Below are 16,127 nucleotides of genomic sequence, written 5' to 3'. Positions count from 1 at the left end.
GACACACGCACATGGCCCATCTCTCCCTCTCCCAGGTCGGCATCTCCTTCCGCCGCGGCGGCAAGACGTCGGAAGTGCTGCGCGACGTGAACCTCGACATCGCCAAGGGCGAGTTCGTCTCGATCATCGGGCATTCGGGCTGCGGCAAGTCGACGGTGCTCAACATCGTCGCCGGCCTGCTCAAGGCCTCCACCGGCGGCGTGCTGCTCGACGGCAAGGAAGTGAACGCCCCCGGCCCCGACCGCGCCGTGGTGTTCCAGAACCACTCGCTCCTGCCCTGGCTGACGGTGCGCGAGAACGTGGCGCTCGCCGTCGACAAGGTGTCGAAGGGCAAGAAGACCCGCACCGAGCGCGCCCAGTGGATCGAACACAACCTCGCGCTCGTGAACATGATGCACGCCGCCGACAAGCGTCCGGCGGAGATCTCCGGTGGCATGAAGCAGCGCGTCGGCATCGCCCGGGCGCTCGCCATGGAGCCGACGGTTCTGCTGATGGACGAGCCGTTCGGGGCGCTGGACGCGCTGACCCGCGCCCATCTCCAGGATCAGCTCATGGAGATCCAGACGCGGCTCAGAAACACCGTCATCATGATCACCCACGACGTGGACGAGGCGGTGCTGCTCTCCGACCGCATCGTGATGATGACGAACGGGCCGTCGGCCACCATCGGCGAGATCCTGCCTGTGCCGCTGGCGCGGCCCCGTCGCCGGCTCGACCTCGTGGAGGACGCCACCTACGTCCACGCCCGCGCCGCGGTGCTGGAATTCCTCTACGCCCGACACGCCAAGCCCGCTCTCGCCGCGTGAGTTCGTGAAGGGGATCACGGACCCATGAGCGCGAAGGACAGACTCGTCGTCGTCGGCAACGGCATGGCCTCGCTCCGCTTCCTCGAGCGGCTGACGGAGCGCGCGCCGGGCCGCTACGACGTGACGGTGGTCGGCGCCGAGCCGGTGGCGGCCTACAACCGGGTGCTGCTCTCCTCGCTGCTCGGCGGCGAGGTGGACGAGGCGGCCTGCGGCTTCCGTCCGCTCTCCTGGTACGAGGAGCATGGGCTACGCCTCGTCACCGGCGCGCCGGTCACCGAGATCGACCGGGCCAACCGCATCGCGCTGGTCGGAGAGACGCATGTCCTGCCCTATGACCGGTTGGTCCTGGCGGTGGGCTCGCTGCCGATCCGTCTGCCGCTGCCGGGGATCGACCTGCCCGGCGTCCTGACCTTCCGCGATTTCGCCGACGTGGCGGCGATCCGAAAGGCCGCCGTGGAGCATGCCAAGGCCGTGGTGATCGGCGGCGGCCTGCTCGGGCTGGAGGCCGCGGTCGGGCTCGCCCGGCTCGGGGTCGATACGACGCTGGTCCACGTCATGGACCGGGTGATGGAGCGCCAGCTCGACCACGCCGCCGCCCGCCTCGTGCGCACGGCGATGGAGGCCCGCGGCGTCAAGGTGGTGCTCTCGGCCGACACCGCGGCGATCGAGGGCAACCGCAAGGTCGAGCGGCTGCGGATGAAGGACGGCAGCGTGATCCCCGCCGACCTCGTGGTGATGTCGGTCGGCATCCGTGCCTCGACGGCGCTGGCGCAGTCCTGCGGTCTCGCTTGCGCGCGCGGCATCACGGTGGACGACCGGATGACGACCTCCGATCCGGCGATCCATGCGCTCGGCGAATGCGCCGAGCACAGGGGCGTCGTTTACGGCCTCGTGGAGCCCGCCTACGAGCAGGCCGAGGTGCTGGCGCGACACCTCGTCGGCGAGGCGGCCGCCTATCCCGGCACGTCGCTTGCCACGAGCCTGAAGGTGTCGGGGCTGCCGGTCTTCTCGGCCGGCGTGGTCGATACGCCGGACGGCGCCGAGGCGGTGGTGATGCATGACGCCGCCGCCGGGCTCTACCGCAAGCTGATCATCGCCGACGGCCGGCTCGCGGGAGCCGTCTTCGTCGGCGACATCTCGGAGCAGGCGCGCTGCAAGGAGCTGATCCGCTCCGGCGCGCCGCTCTCCCCCGACGACCGGGACGACCTGATGTTCGGCCCGGCCCCGAAAACCCTCGCAGCGTGAGTGAGGCAGCGATGGCAGACGAATTCAACGCCGAGCAGAAGCGGTATCTCGAAGGCTTCGCCTCGGGCATCGCCGCCGCCCGGATGACCGGCGGCCTCGCCCTGGGGCAGGCTCCGGCGGGCGCGCCGGCCGAGCCCACGGGGCCGGACGCGATCCACATCAAGGCGCAGGACCGCACCGTCAAGGAAGGCGGCAAGCTCTGCGAGCAGGAGAAGTGGAAGCGCGCCGAGAATCCGTTCGACGGCCACAACCGCCTGAAGGCGGAGGCCGCCACGGGCAAGCAGCCCAAGCCCGAGGACAATTTCCGCTGGCGCTACCACGGCATGTTCTGGGTCGCGCCGACCCAGACCTCCTACATGTGCCGGATCCGGGTTCCGAACGGCATCCTGCAGCATTGGCAGTTCGCCGGCCTCGCCGACCTCGCGGACGCCCATGGCGGCGGCTACAGCCACGTCACCACCCGCGCGGGCCTGCAGGTGCGCGAGATCGCGCCTGAGCACGCCCAGCCCTTCCTCGACGGGCTGATCGATCTCGGCCTGACCGCGCAGGGCGCGGGCGCCGACAACATCCGCAACGTCACCGGCTCGCCCGCCGCCGGCATCGACGCGCAGGAACTGCTGGACACCCGTCCGCTCACCAAGTCCTGGCACAACTGGATCCTGAACGACCGCTCGCTCTACGGGCTGCCGCGCAAGTTCAACGTCTCCTTCGACGGCGGCGGCGTGATGCCGGCGCTCGAAGAGACGAACGACATCGGCTTCCAGGCGATCCAGGTGCTGGAGGGCGCCGCGGTCGCGCCGGGCGTCTGGATGCGCCTCGTGCTCGGCGGCATCTCGGGCCACAAGGATCTGGCCCGCGACACCGGGATCGTCCTCAAGCCCGAGGACTGCAATCGCGTGGCCGACGCGATCATCCGGGTCTTCATCGAGAACGGCGACCGGACCAACCGCAACAAGGCCCGGATGAAGTACGTCCTCGATGCCTGGGGCTTCGACAAGTACATCGCCGCCGTCGAGGAGAAGCTCGGGCGCAAGCTCGACCGGGTCGACGCCGCCCATGTCGCCCCGCGCAAGCCCACCGATCGCTTCAGCCATGTCGGCGTCCATGCCCAGGTCCAGCCCGGACTGAACTGGGTCGGCGTGGTGCTCCCCGTCGGCAAGATGACCACAGACCAGATGCGCGGGCTGGCGAAGATCGCGGCGGAATGCGGCGACGGCCAGATCCGCATGACGGTGTGGCAGAACTTCATCTTCTCCGGCGTGCCGGACGCCAAGGTGGCCGAGGTCGAGGCCCGGGTGCTCGCGCTCGGGCTCACGGTGAAGGCCGCCGGCATCCGCTCGGGCCTCGTGGCCTGCACCGGCGCCCGCGGCTGCAAGTTCGCGGCCTCCGACACCAAGGGCCACGCGATGATCATCGCCGACCATGTCGAGCAGACCGTGCCGGCCCTCGACGTGCCGGTGAACGTCCACCTCACCGGCTGCCACCATTCCTGCGCCCAGCACTACATCGGCGATATCGGGCTCATCGGCGCCAAGGTCGTCGTTTCGGAGGAGGGCGACACCGTCGAGGGCTACGACGTCGTGGTCGGCGGCGGCTTCGCCGAGAACCCGAAGATCGGCACCGAGATCTGGAAGGCGGTGAAGGCCGAGGACGTGCCGACCCGCGTCGAGGCCCTGCTCAACGCCTATCTCGCCCGCCGCCAGGGCCCGGAGGAGAGCTTCCAGGCCTTCACCGCGCGCACCGGCCCCGAAGCCCTGCGCGACGCCGCCGAAGAACAACCCGCCCTCAAGGCCGCCGCATGACCCAGCACGTCGCGCCCCCGCTCGTTCTCATCCCCGAGAGCGCCCCGTTCACCGCCGACCAGCGCTCCTGGCTGTCGGGCTACTTCGCCGCGCTGCTGGGCCCGGCGGTCGAGGGCGCCACCGCGCTCGCGCCCGGCGAAGCGCCCTCGACGGGTCCGAAGCTCGCCGACAACGACGACGCGCCCTGGCACGACCCGTCGATGCCGATCAACGACCGCATGGCAATCGCCAAGGACCGCTCGGAGCCGCAGAAGCTGATGGCCGCCATGGCCCAGCAGGATTGCGGCCAGTGCGGCTACAACTGCGCCGACTACGCCAACGCGATCTTCCTCAAGAACGAGGAGCGGCTGAACCTCTGCCAGCCCGGCGGCAAGGAAACGCTCCGGATGCTGAAGAAGCTCGACGAGGAGTTCGGCGCCTCGGGCGGCGCGGCGGCTCCGAAGGCGGATGCGGCCGTCGCTTCGGAGAAGAAGGAGCCGGAACTCGGGCCGCTGGGCTTCTGCCGGGAGAACCCGGTCGAGGCGACCTTCCTGTCGCGTACGCGCCTCAACGCCCCGGGCGGCGAGAAGGAGACCTGGCATATCGAGATCGACCTGACGGGCACGCCGATCATCTACGAGGCCGGCGATTCCCTCGGGCTGTTCCCCGCCAACGCCCCGGCCCTGGTCGATGCGGTGATCGCCGAACTCGGCACGCGCCCCGAGCGCAAGATCGGCGGCAAGACCCTGCGCGACCGGCTGCTGACCGACTATTCCCTCGGCGCGGCCCCGGACAACCTCTACCAGCTCCTCTCGCTCCTGACCTCGGGCGAGGCGCGCAAGAAGGCGCAGGCGCTGGCCGCGGGCGAGGATCCGGACGGCGATGCCGCCTATCTCGACGTGCTCGGCGCGCTCCACAAGTTCCCCGGCGCCCGGCCCGACGCCGAGGTGTTTCTGGAGGCGCTCGACGAGCTGCAGCCGCGGCTCTACTCGATCTCGTCCTCGCCGAAGATGGATGTCGGCCGTGTCTCGCTGACGGTCGACGCCGTGCGCTACAATCATCGCTCGCGGCTGCGCCTCGGCGTCGCCTCCACGCATCTGGGCGAACGTCTCCCGGAGCAGACGAAGGTCAAGATCTATCTCCAGAAGGCGCACGGCTTCGCCCTGCCGGAGGATGCCTCCAAGGACGTGATCATGTGCGGCCCCGGCACCGGCGTCGCCCCGTTCCGCTCCTTCCTGCGCGAGCGCGCGGCGACGAAGGCGCCCGGCCGCAACTGGCTGTTCTACGGCCACCAGCGGCAGGCGACCGACTTCTTCTACAGGGACGAGCTGAACGGCCTGAAGGACGACAAGGTGCTGACCCGGCTCTCGCTCGCATGGTCGCGTGACGGCAAGGAGAAGACCTACGTCCAGGACCGCATGCGCGAGAACGGCGCCGAGCTGTGGAAGTGGCTGGAGGGCGGCGCCCACTTCTACGTCTGCGGCGACGCCAAGCGCATGGCCAAGGACGTGGAGCGGGCGATCATCGACGTCGCCGCGCAGTTCGGGGGCAAGAACCCCGACGAGGCGGTCGCCTATCTCGCCGCCCTGAAGAAGGCCGGGCGCTACCAGGCCGACGTGTACTGACGACGCGTACTGACGACGCCTGCGGGGACCATACCGGCCGCCTCACGCGGCGGCCGGGTTCACCCGCGGGTCGGCCCGCAGCCGCGTCGCGGCGAGATCGACGAAGGCCCGCACCTTGGCCGGGGCCCGCCGCCCTTCCGGGCTCACGACGTGGATCGGAACGGGCGCCGCCTCGTGCTCCTCGAGCAGCAAGCGCAGGCGGCCATCGGCCAGGGCGGGCGCGACCTGATAGGACAGGAGCCGCGCGATCCCCCAGCCCTCCACGGCCGCGGCGAGCGCCGCATCCACGGTGTTGCAGGTGAGCCGGGACTGGACGGCAACGGCGGTCCGCTGCTCGCGCCCGAACCGCCATTCCGACAGGCTGCCGGGGTTCGATGAGCCGATCACCGCATGCGCGCGCAGGTCGCGCGGGGCCGTCGGCATGCCGTGCCGCTCCAGATAGCGCGGCGCCGCGCACACGACCCGGCGTACGCTGCCGACCCGGACCGCGGTGAGCCCGGAATCGGCGAGGTGTCCGATCCGCACACCGACATCGATGCCCTCCTCGACCATGTTGACGATCCGATCGAGGAACAGCGTCCGCACGGCCACCGCGGAATGGTGGGTGAGGTAGTCGGTCACCACGGGCAGCACGTAGAGCCGCCCGAACTGCACGGGAGCCGTCAGCGTCAGGGTGCCGGTGGGCGTGGCGGTCGAGCCGGCCGCAGCGGCCTCGGCCTCAGCAAGCTCCGAAAAGATCCGGCGGCAATCCTCGAGATAGCGGGCACCCGCCTCGGTGAGCTTCACCGAGCGGGTGGTGCGGATGAGGAGCCGCGCGCCGATGGCGGCTTCGAGCGCCGCCACCGCCCGCGTCACCGCGGGCGGGCTCATGTTGAGCGCCCGGGCCGCGCCGGCAAAGCCGCCGCTCTCGGCGACCCGCACGAACACCCGCATCCCCTGAAGCCGATCCATCGCGCCGTCTCCCTGCCGCGAACAGAGTGGCGATTATTCCGCTTCACGCAACAGTCGCTTACCTACAACGCCGGTTCACCCGGCAAGGCATCAATAGTCTGATCCTCCCCACGGCCGAACCTGCGGCCCAGAGGAGATGATGCGATGAAGCTCTACAGCCTGACGCTCTCGGGCCATGCCCACCGGGCGCGCCTGTTCCTGTCGCTGATCGGCCAGCCCTACGAGGCGGTCGAGGTCGATCTCGCCGGCGGCCAGAACCGCGCGCCGGACTTCCTGGCACTCAACCCGTTCGGGCAGGTCCCCGTCCTCGACGACGACGGCACCATCGTGCCGGATTCCAACGCCATCCTCGTCTACCTCGCGAAGAAGCTCGGCCGCACCGACTGGCTGCCCGAGGATGCGGACGGGGCGGCGCGGGTGCAGCGCTGGCTCTCGGTCGCGGCCGGTCCCATCGCCTTCGGCCCCTGCGCCGCCCGCCTCGTCACGCTGTTCGGCGCGCGGTTCGATGCGGAGGAGGTGATCGCCCGTGCCCATCGGATCCTGGGGCTGATCGATGCGGAACTGGCCTCCCGCGACTGGATCGCCGCGGAGCGCCCGACCATTGCCGACGTGGCGCTCTACAGCTACATCGCCGCCGCGCCCGAGGGGAACGTCGATCTGGCGCCCTACCGCCATGTCCGCGCCTGGCTCGCCCGGATCGAGGCGCTGCCCGGCTTCGTCGCGCTCCCGGCCTCGCCCGTCGGCCTCAACGCGGCGGGAGGCCCGGCATGAGCGCGCAGCAGGGGCCGTCCTCGCCCTGGCACCGGGGTGAGGTGGCGATACAAGAGAGCATCGGCCTTGCCGGGCGGATGGCGGAACTCGGCCCGAGGGTGATCCGCGATCACCTGATCGAGCAGCACCAAGCGTTCTTCCCGCTCCTGTCCTTCGCGGTGATCGGGAGCGTGGACCGGGAGGACCGCCCCTGGGCGACGCTGCGGGACGGCGCCCCGGGCTTCCTCCGCGCATCCGACCCGCACCATCTCCGGGTGGAGGGGAGCCGCGTGCCCGAGGATCCGGCCGAGGCCGGGCTGGAGGACGGGGACGGCGTCGCGCTGCTCGGGATCGAGTTGGCGTCGCGCCGCCGCAACCGCCTGAACGGCGTCGTCGAACGCGCGGGTACGGGAGGCTTCACGATCCGCGTCGAGCAGAGTTTCGGGAACTGCCCGAAATACATCCGCGTCCGGCACGCGGTGCCGGCGCAGGGCGGGCCGGCGCAACAATCGGCGGCAGTCCTGTCGCAGCGGCTCGATGCGGCGGCGCGGGCCTTCGTCGCGGCCTCCGACACCTTCTTCGTCGCGAGCTTCGTCGATCGCGTCGGCGGCGCGCCGCAGGTCGATGTCTCGCACCGGGGCGGGCCGCCCGGCTTCGTCCGGATCGGCGCGGACGGCACCCTCACGATCCCCGACTATTCCGGGAACCGCTTCTTCAACACGCTGGGCAATCTGCTGGCGAACCCGCGTGCCGGGCTCGTCTTCCCCGATTTCGCCACCGGCGACCTGCTGCAGATGAGCGGGCGTGCGGAGGTCGTGCTCGATCCGGCCGAGGCCGAGACGATCGCGGGCGCCGAGCGCCTGTGGCGTTTCGTGCCGGAGCAAGTCGTCTTCCGGGCCGGGGCGCTGCGGCCGCGCTTCATCGCAGCCGACGAGGCCGCCTGAGCGCTCAGTCGGATCGGCGCCCGCAGCGGATGTAGTTCGCTTGGCCCTTCCCGCTCGTCCAGGTGAGGCGGTCCTGCTCGACGAGGAGGCGGACCTGGGAGGTCCAGCGGCGGCCGCGCTCGCTGCAATCGGCGGCCATGGTCCAGGCGCTGCCCTCGCGGCGGTTGTTGCGGAAGCGGCAGACGGTGCGCCCGGCCTTGGCGCCGTCCTCGGTGATCGTCGCGGGCAGGAAACCGCGTCGGCGCTGGCGCTGGCCGCAGGCGACCGCGTTCGGTCCCCAGATGCCGACGAAGGCGGCGCGCTCCACCAGCGGTGCGGCGGGCCGCGGCTCGGCCGGGGGCACGACCGTCTCCAGGGGCGGAGCAGGCGCGGCGACCGTCAGCACCCGCGCCGGGCCGGCGGCGGGCGCAGCCTTACGCTCCGGCTCGGGCAGGCGCACCTCCGGAACGTCGATGCCCTCGGTCGCGACGAATCGGGTCGGCCCGGCGGAGGCCGCCACGGGTCCGTCGTCGGTGAGCACGATCAGGGTATAGGCGAACAGGGCGCCCCAGCCCGCGGCGAGGATCACCGGGATGGCGAGACGCCGCGACAGCGCCGCGGAGGAGGCGTCCCGCGGCGCACCGGCTCCGCCCGTATCCGGCATGACATCCGCGGTCATCGGCCCCGTCGCTGCCCCTTCGGTCTGTGCTCCCGACATCGTCATCCTAGCGTCCGAGACGACCTTTTCGAAACCTCGCCGGGCGGTTGCACGCTCGGCCGCATCCTCGACCTGAGGCCGCCCGCATCGCGCGGCACGCCCCTCGCACACCCGTTGGCACATCCGGCGGCCGAGCCGGCCGCATCACCCGCGAAGGCGGTCATCGTTTGTTAACCGAGATGCCGGAAAATCGGCCGATCGCCAAGTCCTCGATAAGCCGTCGATCAGCCCTCGCTCGAGGCTTCAGCGGCGCCCACGCGTCCATCGGACAGCGCGCCACGACAGGCCGGTCGCGAGGCCCCGCCGTGGCCCGCCTGCCAGGGTAGACGCCGGGAATGCGGCACAGGCACGGCAACCCCTTCCCGCCGCAGATGGAACCTGCCATGGTCAAGCTTGGCGGCCGCGATCGGCCGTCGGCCGTACCTGCGTGATGAAACCTGTCACCCTCGCCGTTCTCGGCTCGGCACTGGCGCCCCTTCTGGCGTCGCCCTTCGCCCACGACCCCGCCTTCGCCCAGCCGCGCACGCAGTCGGCGCGCCCGACCTGTGCGGAGGCGATGGCCATCGTGAAGGCGGAGGGCGCGGTGACGCTCGGCTTCGGCGGGCGCCCGCCCGAACGCTTCGTGCGTGACCGCAGCTTCTGCGACCTCGCCGAGATCGCCGAGTTGCGCTTCGTCCCCACCCGCGACAACCCGCAATGTCCGATCGGCTATCGCTGCCGCGAGCCAGATTACGGCGACTGGAACTGGGACGCCAACTGACGACCGGAGACGATCCGGGGCGGCCCGAGGCGATGCAAGGTGTCGCACCTGAGGGCGCGCGGCGCTGAGGTGCGACCGCCGCGCGCCGGGACATGACCGAAATTTCACGTGACAGGTGCGGCCCCACGCCACGTTCTCGCCATGACGGATGGTCAGGGCCGCCGAATGCGGCGATGGAGCCGGTGGCCGACGCATCGCCCGAGACGGGGGTGGGGCGGGACCGGTGCAACGAGAGGGAGTGATCCGCGTGGCGGCATTGAAGAGCAGGCTCGGCATCCAGGCCGTGCTGACCGCGCTCGTCGCGCTCCTGCTTCTTGCGATGCCAGGGATTCCAAGTCCGCCGCTCTACGTTTCGCTGGCGGGCTTTGCGATGGCCGGCATCCTCGTCGCCTCGAACACCCTCTCGGCCTATCTCAAGATCTTCGTCTCGGTCTACGGCGTCGGCTACCTCGTGCTCGCGGGCGCCAAGACGCTGGCCGCCATGGGTGCGCTGCCCGCCACCGTCGCGGCGCTGCTGCCGCCGGATTTCGCGGCGACCGGATCGGTGGTGTTCGCCGCCATCGTGCTCGCCGTGTCGCACTGGAAGCCGATCCGCGACATCACCCTGATCGCCGACCCCTATTTCGCGAGCCACGACGCGCCGAGCCGGGAAATCGGCATGTTCCGCCGCTTCGGACGCACCGAGGGTCAGATCGGCCGCAACCTCGTCGCGCTGTCGATCTTCGTGAACTTCGCCGACGTGGCGCTGACGCTGCGGTTCAACTTCTTCTACCGCGACATGTACAACGCGCTGCAGGAATTCGACGCGCCGTCCTTCTGGTATCAGCTCGGCTACATCTTCGTGCCGCTGGCGGTGCTCAACGTCGTGATCGGCATGTTCGACATCTACGTCGATTCCGGCCTGCAGCTCCGTTGGCGCACCTGGCTCACCCACAACCTCTATGAGCGCTGGCTGGGCGAGGGCACGCATTACCGCATCCCCTTCGTCGACGAGCACGCCGACAACCCGGACCAGCGCATCCAGTCGGACGTCAACAACTTCATCGCCCAGACGACGACCCTCTCGACCCGGCTGCTGTCGCAGGCCGCGCAGCTCGTCTCCTTCATCGTCATCCTGTGGACGCTCTCGCGCGACTTCGTGCTGCCGTTCACCGACACGGTGATCCCGGGCTTCCTGGTCTGGCTGGTGATCGCCTACGCCGTGGTCGGCACGTGGCTCACCCACCTGATCGGCAAGCCGCTCATCGGCCTCGATTACCGGCAGGAGCAGGTCGAGGCGGATTTCCGCTTCGCGCTGGCGCGCAACCGCATCTACTCGGAGCAGATCGCGCTGCTGCGCGGTGAGCGGGCCGAATCCTCGCGGCTCTCGACGCTGTTCCACGCCATCGTCGACAACTACGTCGGCATCATCTTCCGCCGCATCAAGCTGATCGCCTTCACCTTCAGCTACCGGCAGGCGAGCACGATCTTCCCGCTCGTCATCGCCGCCCCGTCGTTCTTCGCCAAGAAGATCACCCTGGGCGCGCTGCAGCAGACCTCGAACGCGTTCAGCAACGTTCAGAACTCGCTGAACTTCTTCATCAATTCCTACACCATCCTCGCGGCCTACAAGGCGAACACGATCCGTCTCGGCTCGTTCAAGCGGGCGATGACCAAGGCCGAGGCCCTGGCGGGCGCGGGCTACGGCCTCGCCAACGGCAACGACACCGCCGGCGCCGTGACCGCGCGCGACCTCACCCTCGCGCTCCCCGACGGCCGCGAGATCGTGCGCGGCGCCTCGTTCGAACTGCCCAAGAACCGCGCGACCCTGCTCAGCGGCCCCTCGGGCTCGGGCAAATCGACCCTGTTCCGGGCGATCGCCGGGATCTGGCCCTTCGGCAAGGGCCGGGTCGACGTGCCGGCCGGGCAATCGGCGCTGGTTCTGCCGCAGCGGCCCTACATCCCGCTCGGCTCGCTGCGCGGCGCGGTGGCCTACCCGCACACGGTCGATACCTTCTCCGACGAGGCGATCCGCGATGCCCTGCGGGCGGCGCAGCTGCCGCAGCTCGCCGACCAGCTCGACGCGGTCGACAGCTGGGACCGGCGCCTGTCGGGCGGCGAGCAGCAGCGCCTCGCCATCGCGCGGGCGATCCTGGCCAAGCCCGACTGGCTGTTCCTCGATGAATCGACCGCCGCCCTCGACGAGGAGACCGAAGCGACGATCTACCGGATGCTGCGCGAGACCCTGCCCGGCACCACCCTCGTCTCGATCGGCCACCGCTCGACCCTGAACAAGCATCACGACCAGCGCCTGGAGATGAAGTCGGCCGGCGAGGGCCGTTTCGAGCCGCGGCTGTCGGCCATGCCAGCCCCGGCGGAGTAGGGGGAACGACCGCCTTACTCCACGGCAGGGCGACACCGCCCTGCGGTCGCGGGCCTCTCAGTGCCGCGCTGACGACGAACCTTCGCCGTTCGGGCATGATCGCACACCGTCCGCCGACAGGGAGCGACCGCATGACCGACCTCGCGAAGAACAAGGCCAACGTCGTCGCCTTCTACGAGTTGATGTTCAACGATTGCCGACCGCGGGAAGCGATCGAGCGCTATGCCGGAGACGAGTACATCCAGCACAACCCGCACGTGGCGAGCGGCAAGGACGGCTTCATCGCCTATTTCGAGCGCATGGCGCGCGAGTGGCCGGGCAAGCGGGTCGAGGTGAAACGGGCGATCGCGGAGGGCGATTGCGTCGTGCTGCACTGTCTCCAGCACTGGCCGGGGGACCACGACTACGCAGCTATCGACATCTTCCGCCTCGACGACGACGGCCGGATCGTCGAGCATTGGGACGTGATGCAGACCCTGCCCGAAACCTCCGCTAACGCGAACGGGATGTTCTGAGCGGTCTCCTTCGAGAGCCCCGATCACCTCGCCTTGACGAAGGGTGCGTCGAGACCTGCGCGCGGCTTGCCTCGGCAGGGCACCACCGACGCCCGCAGCGGTCACACCCCGGCCATCTCCAAGAAACCCTCGACCATGCCGCGATAGCCGTCGCCGAACAGGCGCCAATGCACGAGGGCCGGCCAGAGCTTGTAGATCGGCGCGCGCTCGGCCGCGCCGGGCTCGGACGCGCCGTAGGTCTCGCGGAAGGCGGGGCCGGGCCGTCCGAACAGGCTCAGCATCGCCAGATCGACCTCGGCATGACCGTGATAGCAGGCGGGGTCGATCAGCCCTGAGACCCGGTTGCCGGCATAGAGCACGTTGCCGCCCCACAGGTCGCCGTGGAGCAGGGCAGGGCGCGGCCGCCGCGGCAGACGGTTCTCAAGGTCGCGGGCCAGGGTCTCGATCCGGCGGATCAGCGGGGCAGGGAGGTGGCGGGCATGGCAGAGCAGGCGGCGCTCGGCCCAGAAGGCCGGCCAGTCGTCGCTCCAGCCGTTGGCGATGACGACGGGGCCGAAGGCGTAATCGGCAGGCCAGCCATAGCGCCCGCCCTCGGCGGCATGCAGGCGGGCGACGACCCGGCCGAGATCGGCCTCGGCGCCGGGTCCTGCGCCCGTATCGGGCAGGCATTCGAGGACGAGCGCCGTCTCGTCCACGGCGAGCACCGCGGGGGCCGGGGCGCCGGCCGCGGCCAGTGCCGCGAGCATCCGCGCCTCTTCCCGCGGCGCCGGCCCGGTCTTCGCCACCGCCTCGCGCCCGTCTTCCAACCGCAGGTGCAGGCATTGCGAAAGGTCGCCGCCCGCCATGGGCCGCGCCTCGGCAAGGGGCACGCCGACGAGGTCGGCCGCGTGCCGGGCGAGGCCGCTCATTCCGGTCCCGCGAGCCGGCGGGCGAGGACCTGCGCCCCTGCCGTCACGTCGGCCCAGGTCGTGTCGAAACCCGCATCAGCCCCGTAATAGGGGTCGGCCACCGGCTCTCCTTCACGGCCCGGCACGTGGTCGAGGAGCAGGCTCAGGTCCGCCCGTGACTTGGCCGGCCGCAGGGCCCGCAGCCTAGCGAGGTTGGCGAGATCCAGGGCGACGACGTGATCGAAGCGGTCGAAATCGGCCGCCGTGACCTGCCGTCCGCGATAGCCGGAGATGTCGACGCCGTTCGCCCGCGCCACCGCGATGGCGCGGCGGTCCGGCGGCTCGCCCACATGCCAGTCGCCGGTCCCGGCGGAATCGACCGCGACGTCGAGCCCGATCCGCTCCGCCTCCCGCCGAAAGGCGGCCTCGGCAAGCGGCGAACGGCAGATGTTGCCCAGGCACACGAACAGGATTGCGGAACGCTCGGGCATCGTCGAGGGGTGCGTCTCAGGCGGCCGTCAGAGCGGCGAGGTCGGTGCCGCTCGCCAGATGTTCGGTCGCGTCCAGGATCTCGAGTGCGACGATCCGGCCCTCGGCATCGAAATCGAGGACGATCCCAGGCCGCACCTCCTCGCTCTCGACGATGGGTGTCTCGGTGAAGCGGAGATAGAGCGCATCGCTCTCGGCATCGTAGCCGCTCTTCACGCCTTCCTCCTCCTGCCGCGATCAAGGAACATCGTCACCACGCGCGCGCCACCCGGCACGGGGACATATACCACGCGCAGCACGCGCCCGTCGCGCTCGGGCAGAGTCCGAAAGGCACGCATCCGATCCGGATGGACGGGGTCCGGCTCGACGCGGTCCGGTTTCGCCAGCCTCCGCGCGACCCATTCGCGTTCGATGCCACGCTCCGTGAGGGTATCGAGGGCGTGGCTGCCGTAGACGATCTTCATCGCCGACGGGATTGCCCTATCGCGCCCCGAGCGGCCGCGTCGCCGCCGCGAGCCAATCCCGCGTCGGCGCGTCGAGATCCGGCGAGAGGGCTTCGCGCACCCGCGCGTGGTAGGCGTCGAGCCAAGCCGTCTCGGCCGGACGGAGCAGGGCCGGATCGATCAAACGGCGGTCGATGGGGGCGAGCGTCAGGGTCTCGAAGCCGAGCATCGGGCGGTCGCCGCCAGGGATCGTCCGCGCCTCCACGAGGATCAGGTTCTCGATGCGGATGCCGTAGGCACGCGTCCGGTAATAGCCCGGCTCGTTCGAAAGGATCATGCCGGGCTTCAAGGCCACCGTGCCGGTCTTGGCGATGCGCTGCGGGCCCTCGTGGACCGAGAGGAAGGCGCCGACGCCGTGGCCGGTGCCGTGATCGTAATCGAGGCCCGCCTCCCAAAGGCTCGCCCGGGCGAAGGCGTCGATCTGCGCCCCCGTCGTGCCCTCGGGGAAGCTGGCGCGGGCGATGGCGATGTGGCCTTTGAGCACGCGGGTGAAGCGGTCGCGCATCTCGTCCGTCGGCGTGCCGATCGCGACGGTGCGGGTGATGTCGGTGGTGCCGTCGGCGTATTGCGCGCCGGAATCGATCAGGAAGAGCTCGCCGGGCTGCGCGGTGCGGTCGGTGGCGCGGGTGACGCGGTAATGGACGATGGCGCCGTTGGGGCCCGAGCCGGAGATCGTCGGGAAGGAGACGTCCCGCAGCAGGCCGCTCTCCCGGCGGAAATCCTCCAGCGCCTCGACGGCGGCGATCTCGCTCACCCCCTCGGCTGCGGCGCGGTCGAGCCACGCGAGGAAGCGGGTCACGGCAAGCCCGTCGCGATGATGCGCGGCACGGGTGCCGGCGATCTCGGCGGCGTTCTTGATCGCCTTCATCGCGGTGACCGGATCGGCGCCGAGATCGGCGACGCCGCCCGCCGCCTCGACGCGGTCCTTGAGGGCGGAGGCCCCCGTCGCCGCATCGAGCCGCACGCGCGCGGCCGCCTTGCAGAGGCCGGCGAGATCCGCCTCGAACGCGGCGCGCGGGCGGATGTCGGCGAGCCCGGCGAGCGCGGCGCGCAGATCCGCCTCGATGTCCGGCGAGGTCAGATAGAGGCTCGCCCGGCCCTCGTGGGGCACGAGCGCGTAGCCGAGGGCCAGCGGTGTGTGCGGGATGTCGGCGCCGCGCAGGTTGAAGGTCCAGGCGAGGTTGTGCGGATCGGAGATCACCAGGGCGTCGAGCCCGCCTTCCGCGAGCGCGGCGCGGATGCGGTCGAGCTTCTCGCCCCGCGTCTCGCCGGCCAGCGCGTCGGGATGGGCCACGACGCGGCCTGACGGTGGCCGGGGCCGCCCGGCCCAGACCGCATCCACGAGGTTGTCCGGCACCGGGCGCAAGGTCGCGCCCGCCTTGGACGCGGCGCGCTCCAGGCGGGCCACGCCATCGGGCGTGTGGAGCCAGGGATCGTAGGCGAGCACTTGGCCCGGCTTCAGATGGGTGCCGAGCCACGCCTCCGGCGTCGCTTCCGTGAGCGGGACCACGGTGATCGTGCCGGTATCGACCTGCTCCGGCGCCTGAAGGGTGTAGCGGCCATCGACGAACAGGGCGGCCGCCTCCGTGAGCACCACCGCGAGGCCGGCCGAGCCGGTGAAGCCGGTGAGCCAGGCGAGGCGCTCGGCCTGGGCCGGCACGTATTCCGATTGATGCTCGTCGGCCCGCGGCACCACGAAGCCGTCGGCGCGGATTTCGCGGAGCGCCGCGCGAAGGGCCTCGATCCGCTCGGATCCCTTGGCGTGGCTCGGATCGTCGAAGGTCTGGAAGCGGGGAGGGGATGTCGTCATGG

General features: G+C 70.7%; 16 protein-coding genes. 9 read left to right on the top strand and 7 right to left on the bottom strand.

Annotation, left to right across the window (positions count from 1 at the left end):
* Window positions 1-11 precede the first annotated feature (11 nt).
* The 4 genes from HNR51_RS04475 to HNR51_RS04460 are packed head-to-tail and all read left to right on the top strand — an operon-like array spanning window position 12 to window position 5,457.
* Window positions 12-806, top strand: coding sequence for an ABC transporter ATP-binding protein (locus tag HNR51_RS04475; protein WP_012456704.1), 795 nt, complete (start codon window positions 12-14; stop codon window positions 804-806).
* Between the two features lie 24 nt (window positions 807-830).
* The gene (locus tag HNR51_RS04470; protein WP_182554106.1) at window positions 831-2,051 is read left to right on the top strand and encodes an NAD(P)/FAD-dependent oxidoreductase; all 1,221 of its coding nucleotides are present in this window, start codon (window positions 831-833) and stop codon (window positions 2,049-2,051) included.
* A gap of 11 nt (window positions 2,052-2,062) precedes the next feature.
* Window positions 2,063-3,853 (top strand): NirA family protein, encoded by a 1,791-nt coding sequence (locus HNR51_RS04465; RefSeq protein WP_182554105.1) that lies wholly within the window; start codon window positions 2,063-2,065, stop codon window positions 3,851-3,853.
* Window positions 3,850-5,457 (top strand): sulfite reductase subunit alpha, encoded by a 1,608-nt coding sequence (locus tag HNR51_RS04460; protein ID WP_182554104.1) that lies wholly within the window; start codon window positions 3,850-3,852, stop codon window positions 5,455-5,457. The genes HNR51_RS04465 and HNR51_RS04460 overlap by 4 nt, the downstream gene beginning before the upstream one ends.
* 42 nt (window positions 5,458-5,499) lie before the next feature.
* Here HNR51_RS04460 and HNR51_RS04455 read toward each other — a convergent pair whose 3' ends face one another.
* A complete protein-coding gene (locus HNR51_RS04455) occupies window positions 5,500-6,408 on the bottom strand; it encodes a LysR family transcriptional regulator (protein WP_182554103.1) in 909 nt (302 codons plus the stop codon).
* Window positions 6,409-6,552: 144 nt separating this feature from the next.
* On the opposite strand from HNR51_RS04455, the gene HNR51_RS04450 reads away from it, so the two are divergent.
* The gene (locus HNR51_RS04450; protein WP_152278620.1) at window positions 6,553-7,179 is read left to right on the top strand and encodes a glutathione S-transferase family protein; all 627 of its coding nucleotides are present in this window, start codon (window positions 6,553-6,555) and stop codon (window positions 7,177-7,179) included.
* Window positions 7,176-8,102, top strand: coding sequence for a pyridoxamine 5'-phosphate oxidase family protein (locus HNR51_RS04445; RefSeq protein WP_182554102.1), 927 nt, complete (start codon window positions 7,176-7,178; stop codon window positions 8,100-8,102). Before HNR51_RS04450 ends, HNR51_RS04445 begins: the two co-directional genes overlap by 4 nt.
* A 4-nt stretch (window positions 8,103-8,106) precedes the next feature.
* Here the strand turns inward: HNR51_RS04445 and HNR51_RS04440 are convergent, their stop codons facing one another.
* The gene (locus HNR51_RS04440) at window positions 8,107-8,760 is read right to left on the bottom strand and encodes a hypothetical protein (protein WP_182554101.1); all 654 of its coding nucleotides are present in this window, start codon (window positions 8,758-8,760) and stop codon (window positions 8,107-8,109) included.
* A gap of 469 nt (window positions 8,761-9,229) precedes the next feature.
* Here HNR51_RS04440 and HNR51_RS04435 point away from each other — a divergent pair, with 469 nt between their 5' ends.
* The 3 genes from HNR51_RS04435 to HNR51_RS04425 all read left to right on the top strand — a co-directional run bounded on the left by HNR51_RS04435 (window position 9,230) and on the right by HNR51_RS04425 (window position 12,436).
* Complete coding sequence (locus HNR51_RS04435) at window positions 9,230-9,559, top strand: hypothetical protein (protein ID WP_141954022.1); 330 nt, start codon at window positions 9,230-9,232, stop codon at window positions 9,557-9,559.
* A 247-nt stretch (window positions 9,560-9,806) separates the two neighbouring features.
* Window positions 9,807-11,921: an ABC transporter ATP-binding protein/permease gene (locus tag HNR51_RS04430; RefSeq protein WP_141954020.1), complete on the top strand. Its 2,115-nt coding sequence runs from the start codon at window positions 9,807-9,809 to the stop codon at window positions 11,919-11,921.
* Window positions 11,922-12,052: 131 nt separating this feature from the next.
* On the top strand, window positions 12,053-12,436 hold the full coding sequence (locus tag HNR51_RS04425) for a nuclear transport factor 2 family protein (protein ID WP_182554100.1): 384 nt from the start codon (window positions 12,053-12,055) through the stop codon (window positions 12,434-12,436).
* 101 nt (window positions 12,437-12,537) lie between these two features.
* Here HNR51_RS04425 and HNR51_RS04420 read toward each other — a convergent pair whose 3' ends face one another.
* Genes HNR51_RS04420 through HNR51_RS04400 form a run of 5 tightly spaced genes read right to left on the bottom strand, consistent with a single transcriptional unit; the run spans window position 12,538 to window position 16,125 of the window.
* On the bottom strand, window positions 12,538-13,344 hold the full coding sequence (locus HNR51_RS04420; RefSeq protein ID WP_182554099.1) for a fructosamine kinase family protein: 807 nt from the start codon (window positions 13,342-13,344) through the stop codon (window positions 12,538-12,540).
* Window positions 13,341-13,814, bottom strand: coding sequence for a low molecular weight protein-tyrosine-phosphatase (locus HNR51_RS04415; protein ID WP_182554098.1), 474 nt, complete (start codon window positions 13,812-13,814; stop codon window positions 13,341-13,343). The genes HNR51_RS04420 and HNR51_RS04415 overlap by 4 nt, the downstream gene beginning before the upstream one ends.
* 16 nt (window positions 13,815-13,830) lie before the next feature.
* On the bottom strand, window positions 13,831-14,028 hold the full coding sequence (locus tag HNR51_RS04410) for a DUF2283 domain-containing protein (RefSeq protein WP_182554097.1): 198 nt from the start codon (window positions 14,026-14,028) through the stop codon (window positions 13,831-13,833).
* A complete protein-coding gene (locus HNR51_RS04405) occupies window positions 14,025-14,276 on the bottom strand; it encodes a DUF4258 domain-containing protein (protein ID WP_182554096.1) in 252 nt (83 codons plus the stop codon). Before HNR51_RS04405 ends, HNR51_RS04410 begins: the two co-directional genes overlap by 4 nt.
* A gap of 16 nt (window positions 14,277-14,292) precedes the next feature.
* Entirely contained in the window at window positions 14,293-16,125 is a 1,833-nt protein-coding gene (locus HNR51_RS04400) for an aminopeptidase P family protein (protein WP_182554095.1), read from the bottom strand.
* Between the last annotated feature and the right edge of the window lie 2 nt (window positions 16,126-16,127).

This window comes from Methylorubrum thiocyanatum (genome assembly GCA_014138645.1).
In the GTDB taxonomy this organism is placed as follows: domain Bacteria; phylum Pseudomonadota; class Alphaproteobacteria; order Rhizobiales; family Beijerinckiaceae; genus Methylobacterium; species Methylobacterium thiocyanatum.
This window is presented reverse-complemented; position numbering and strand designations above follow the sequence as displayed.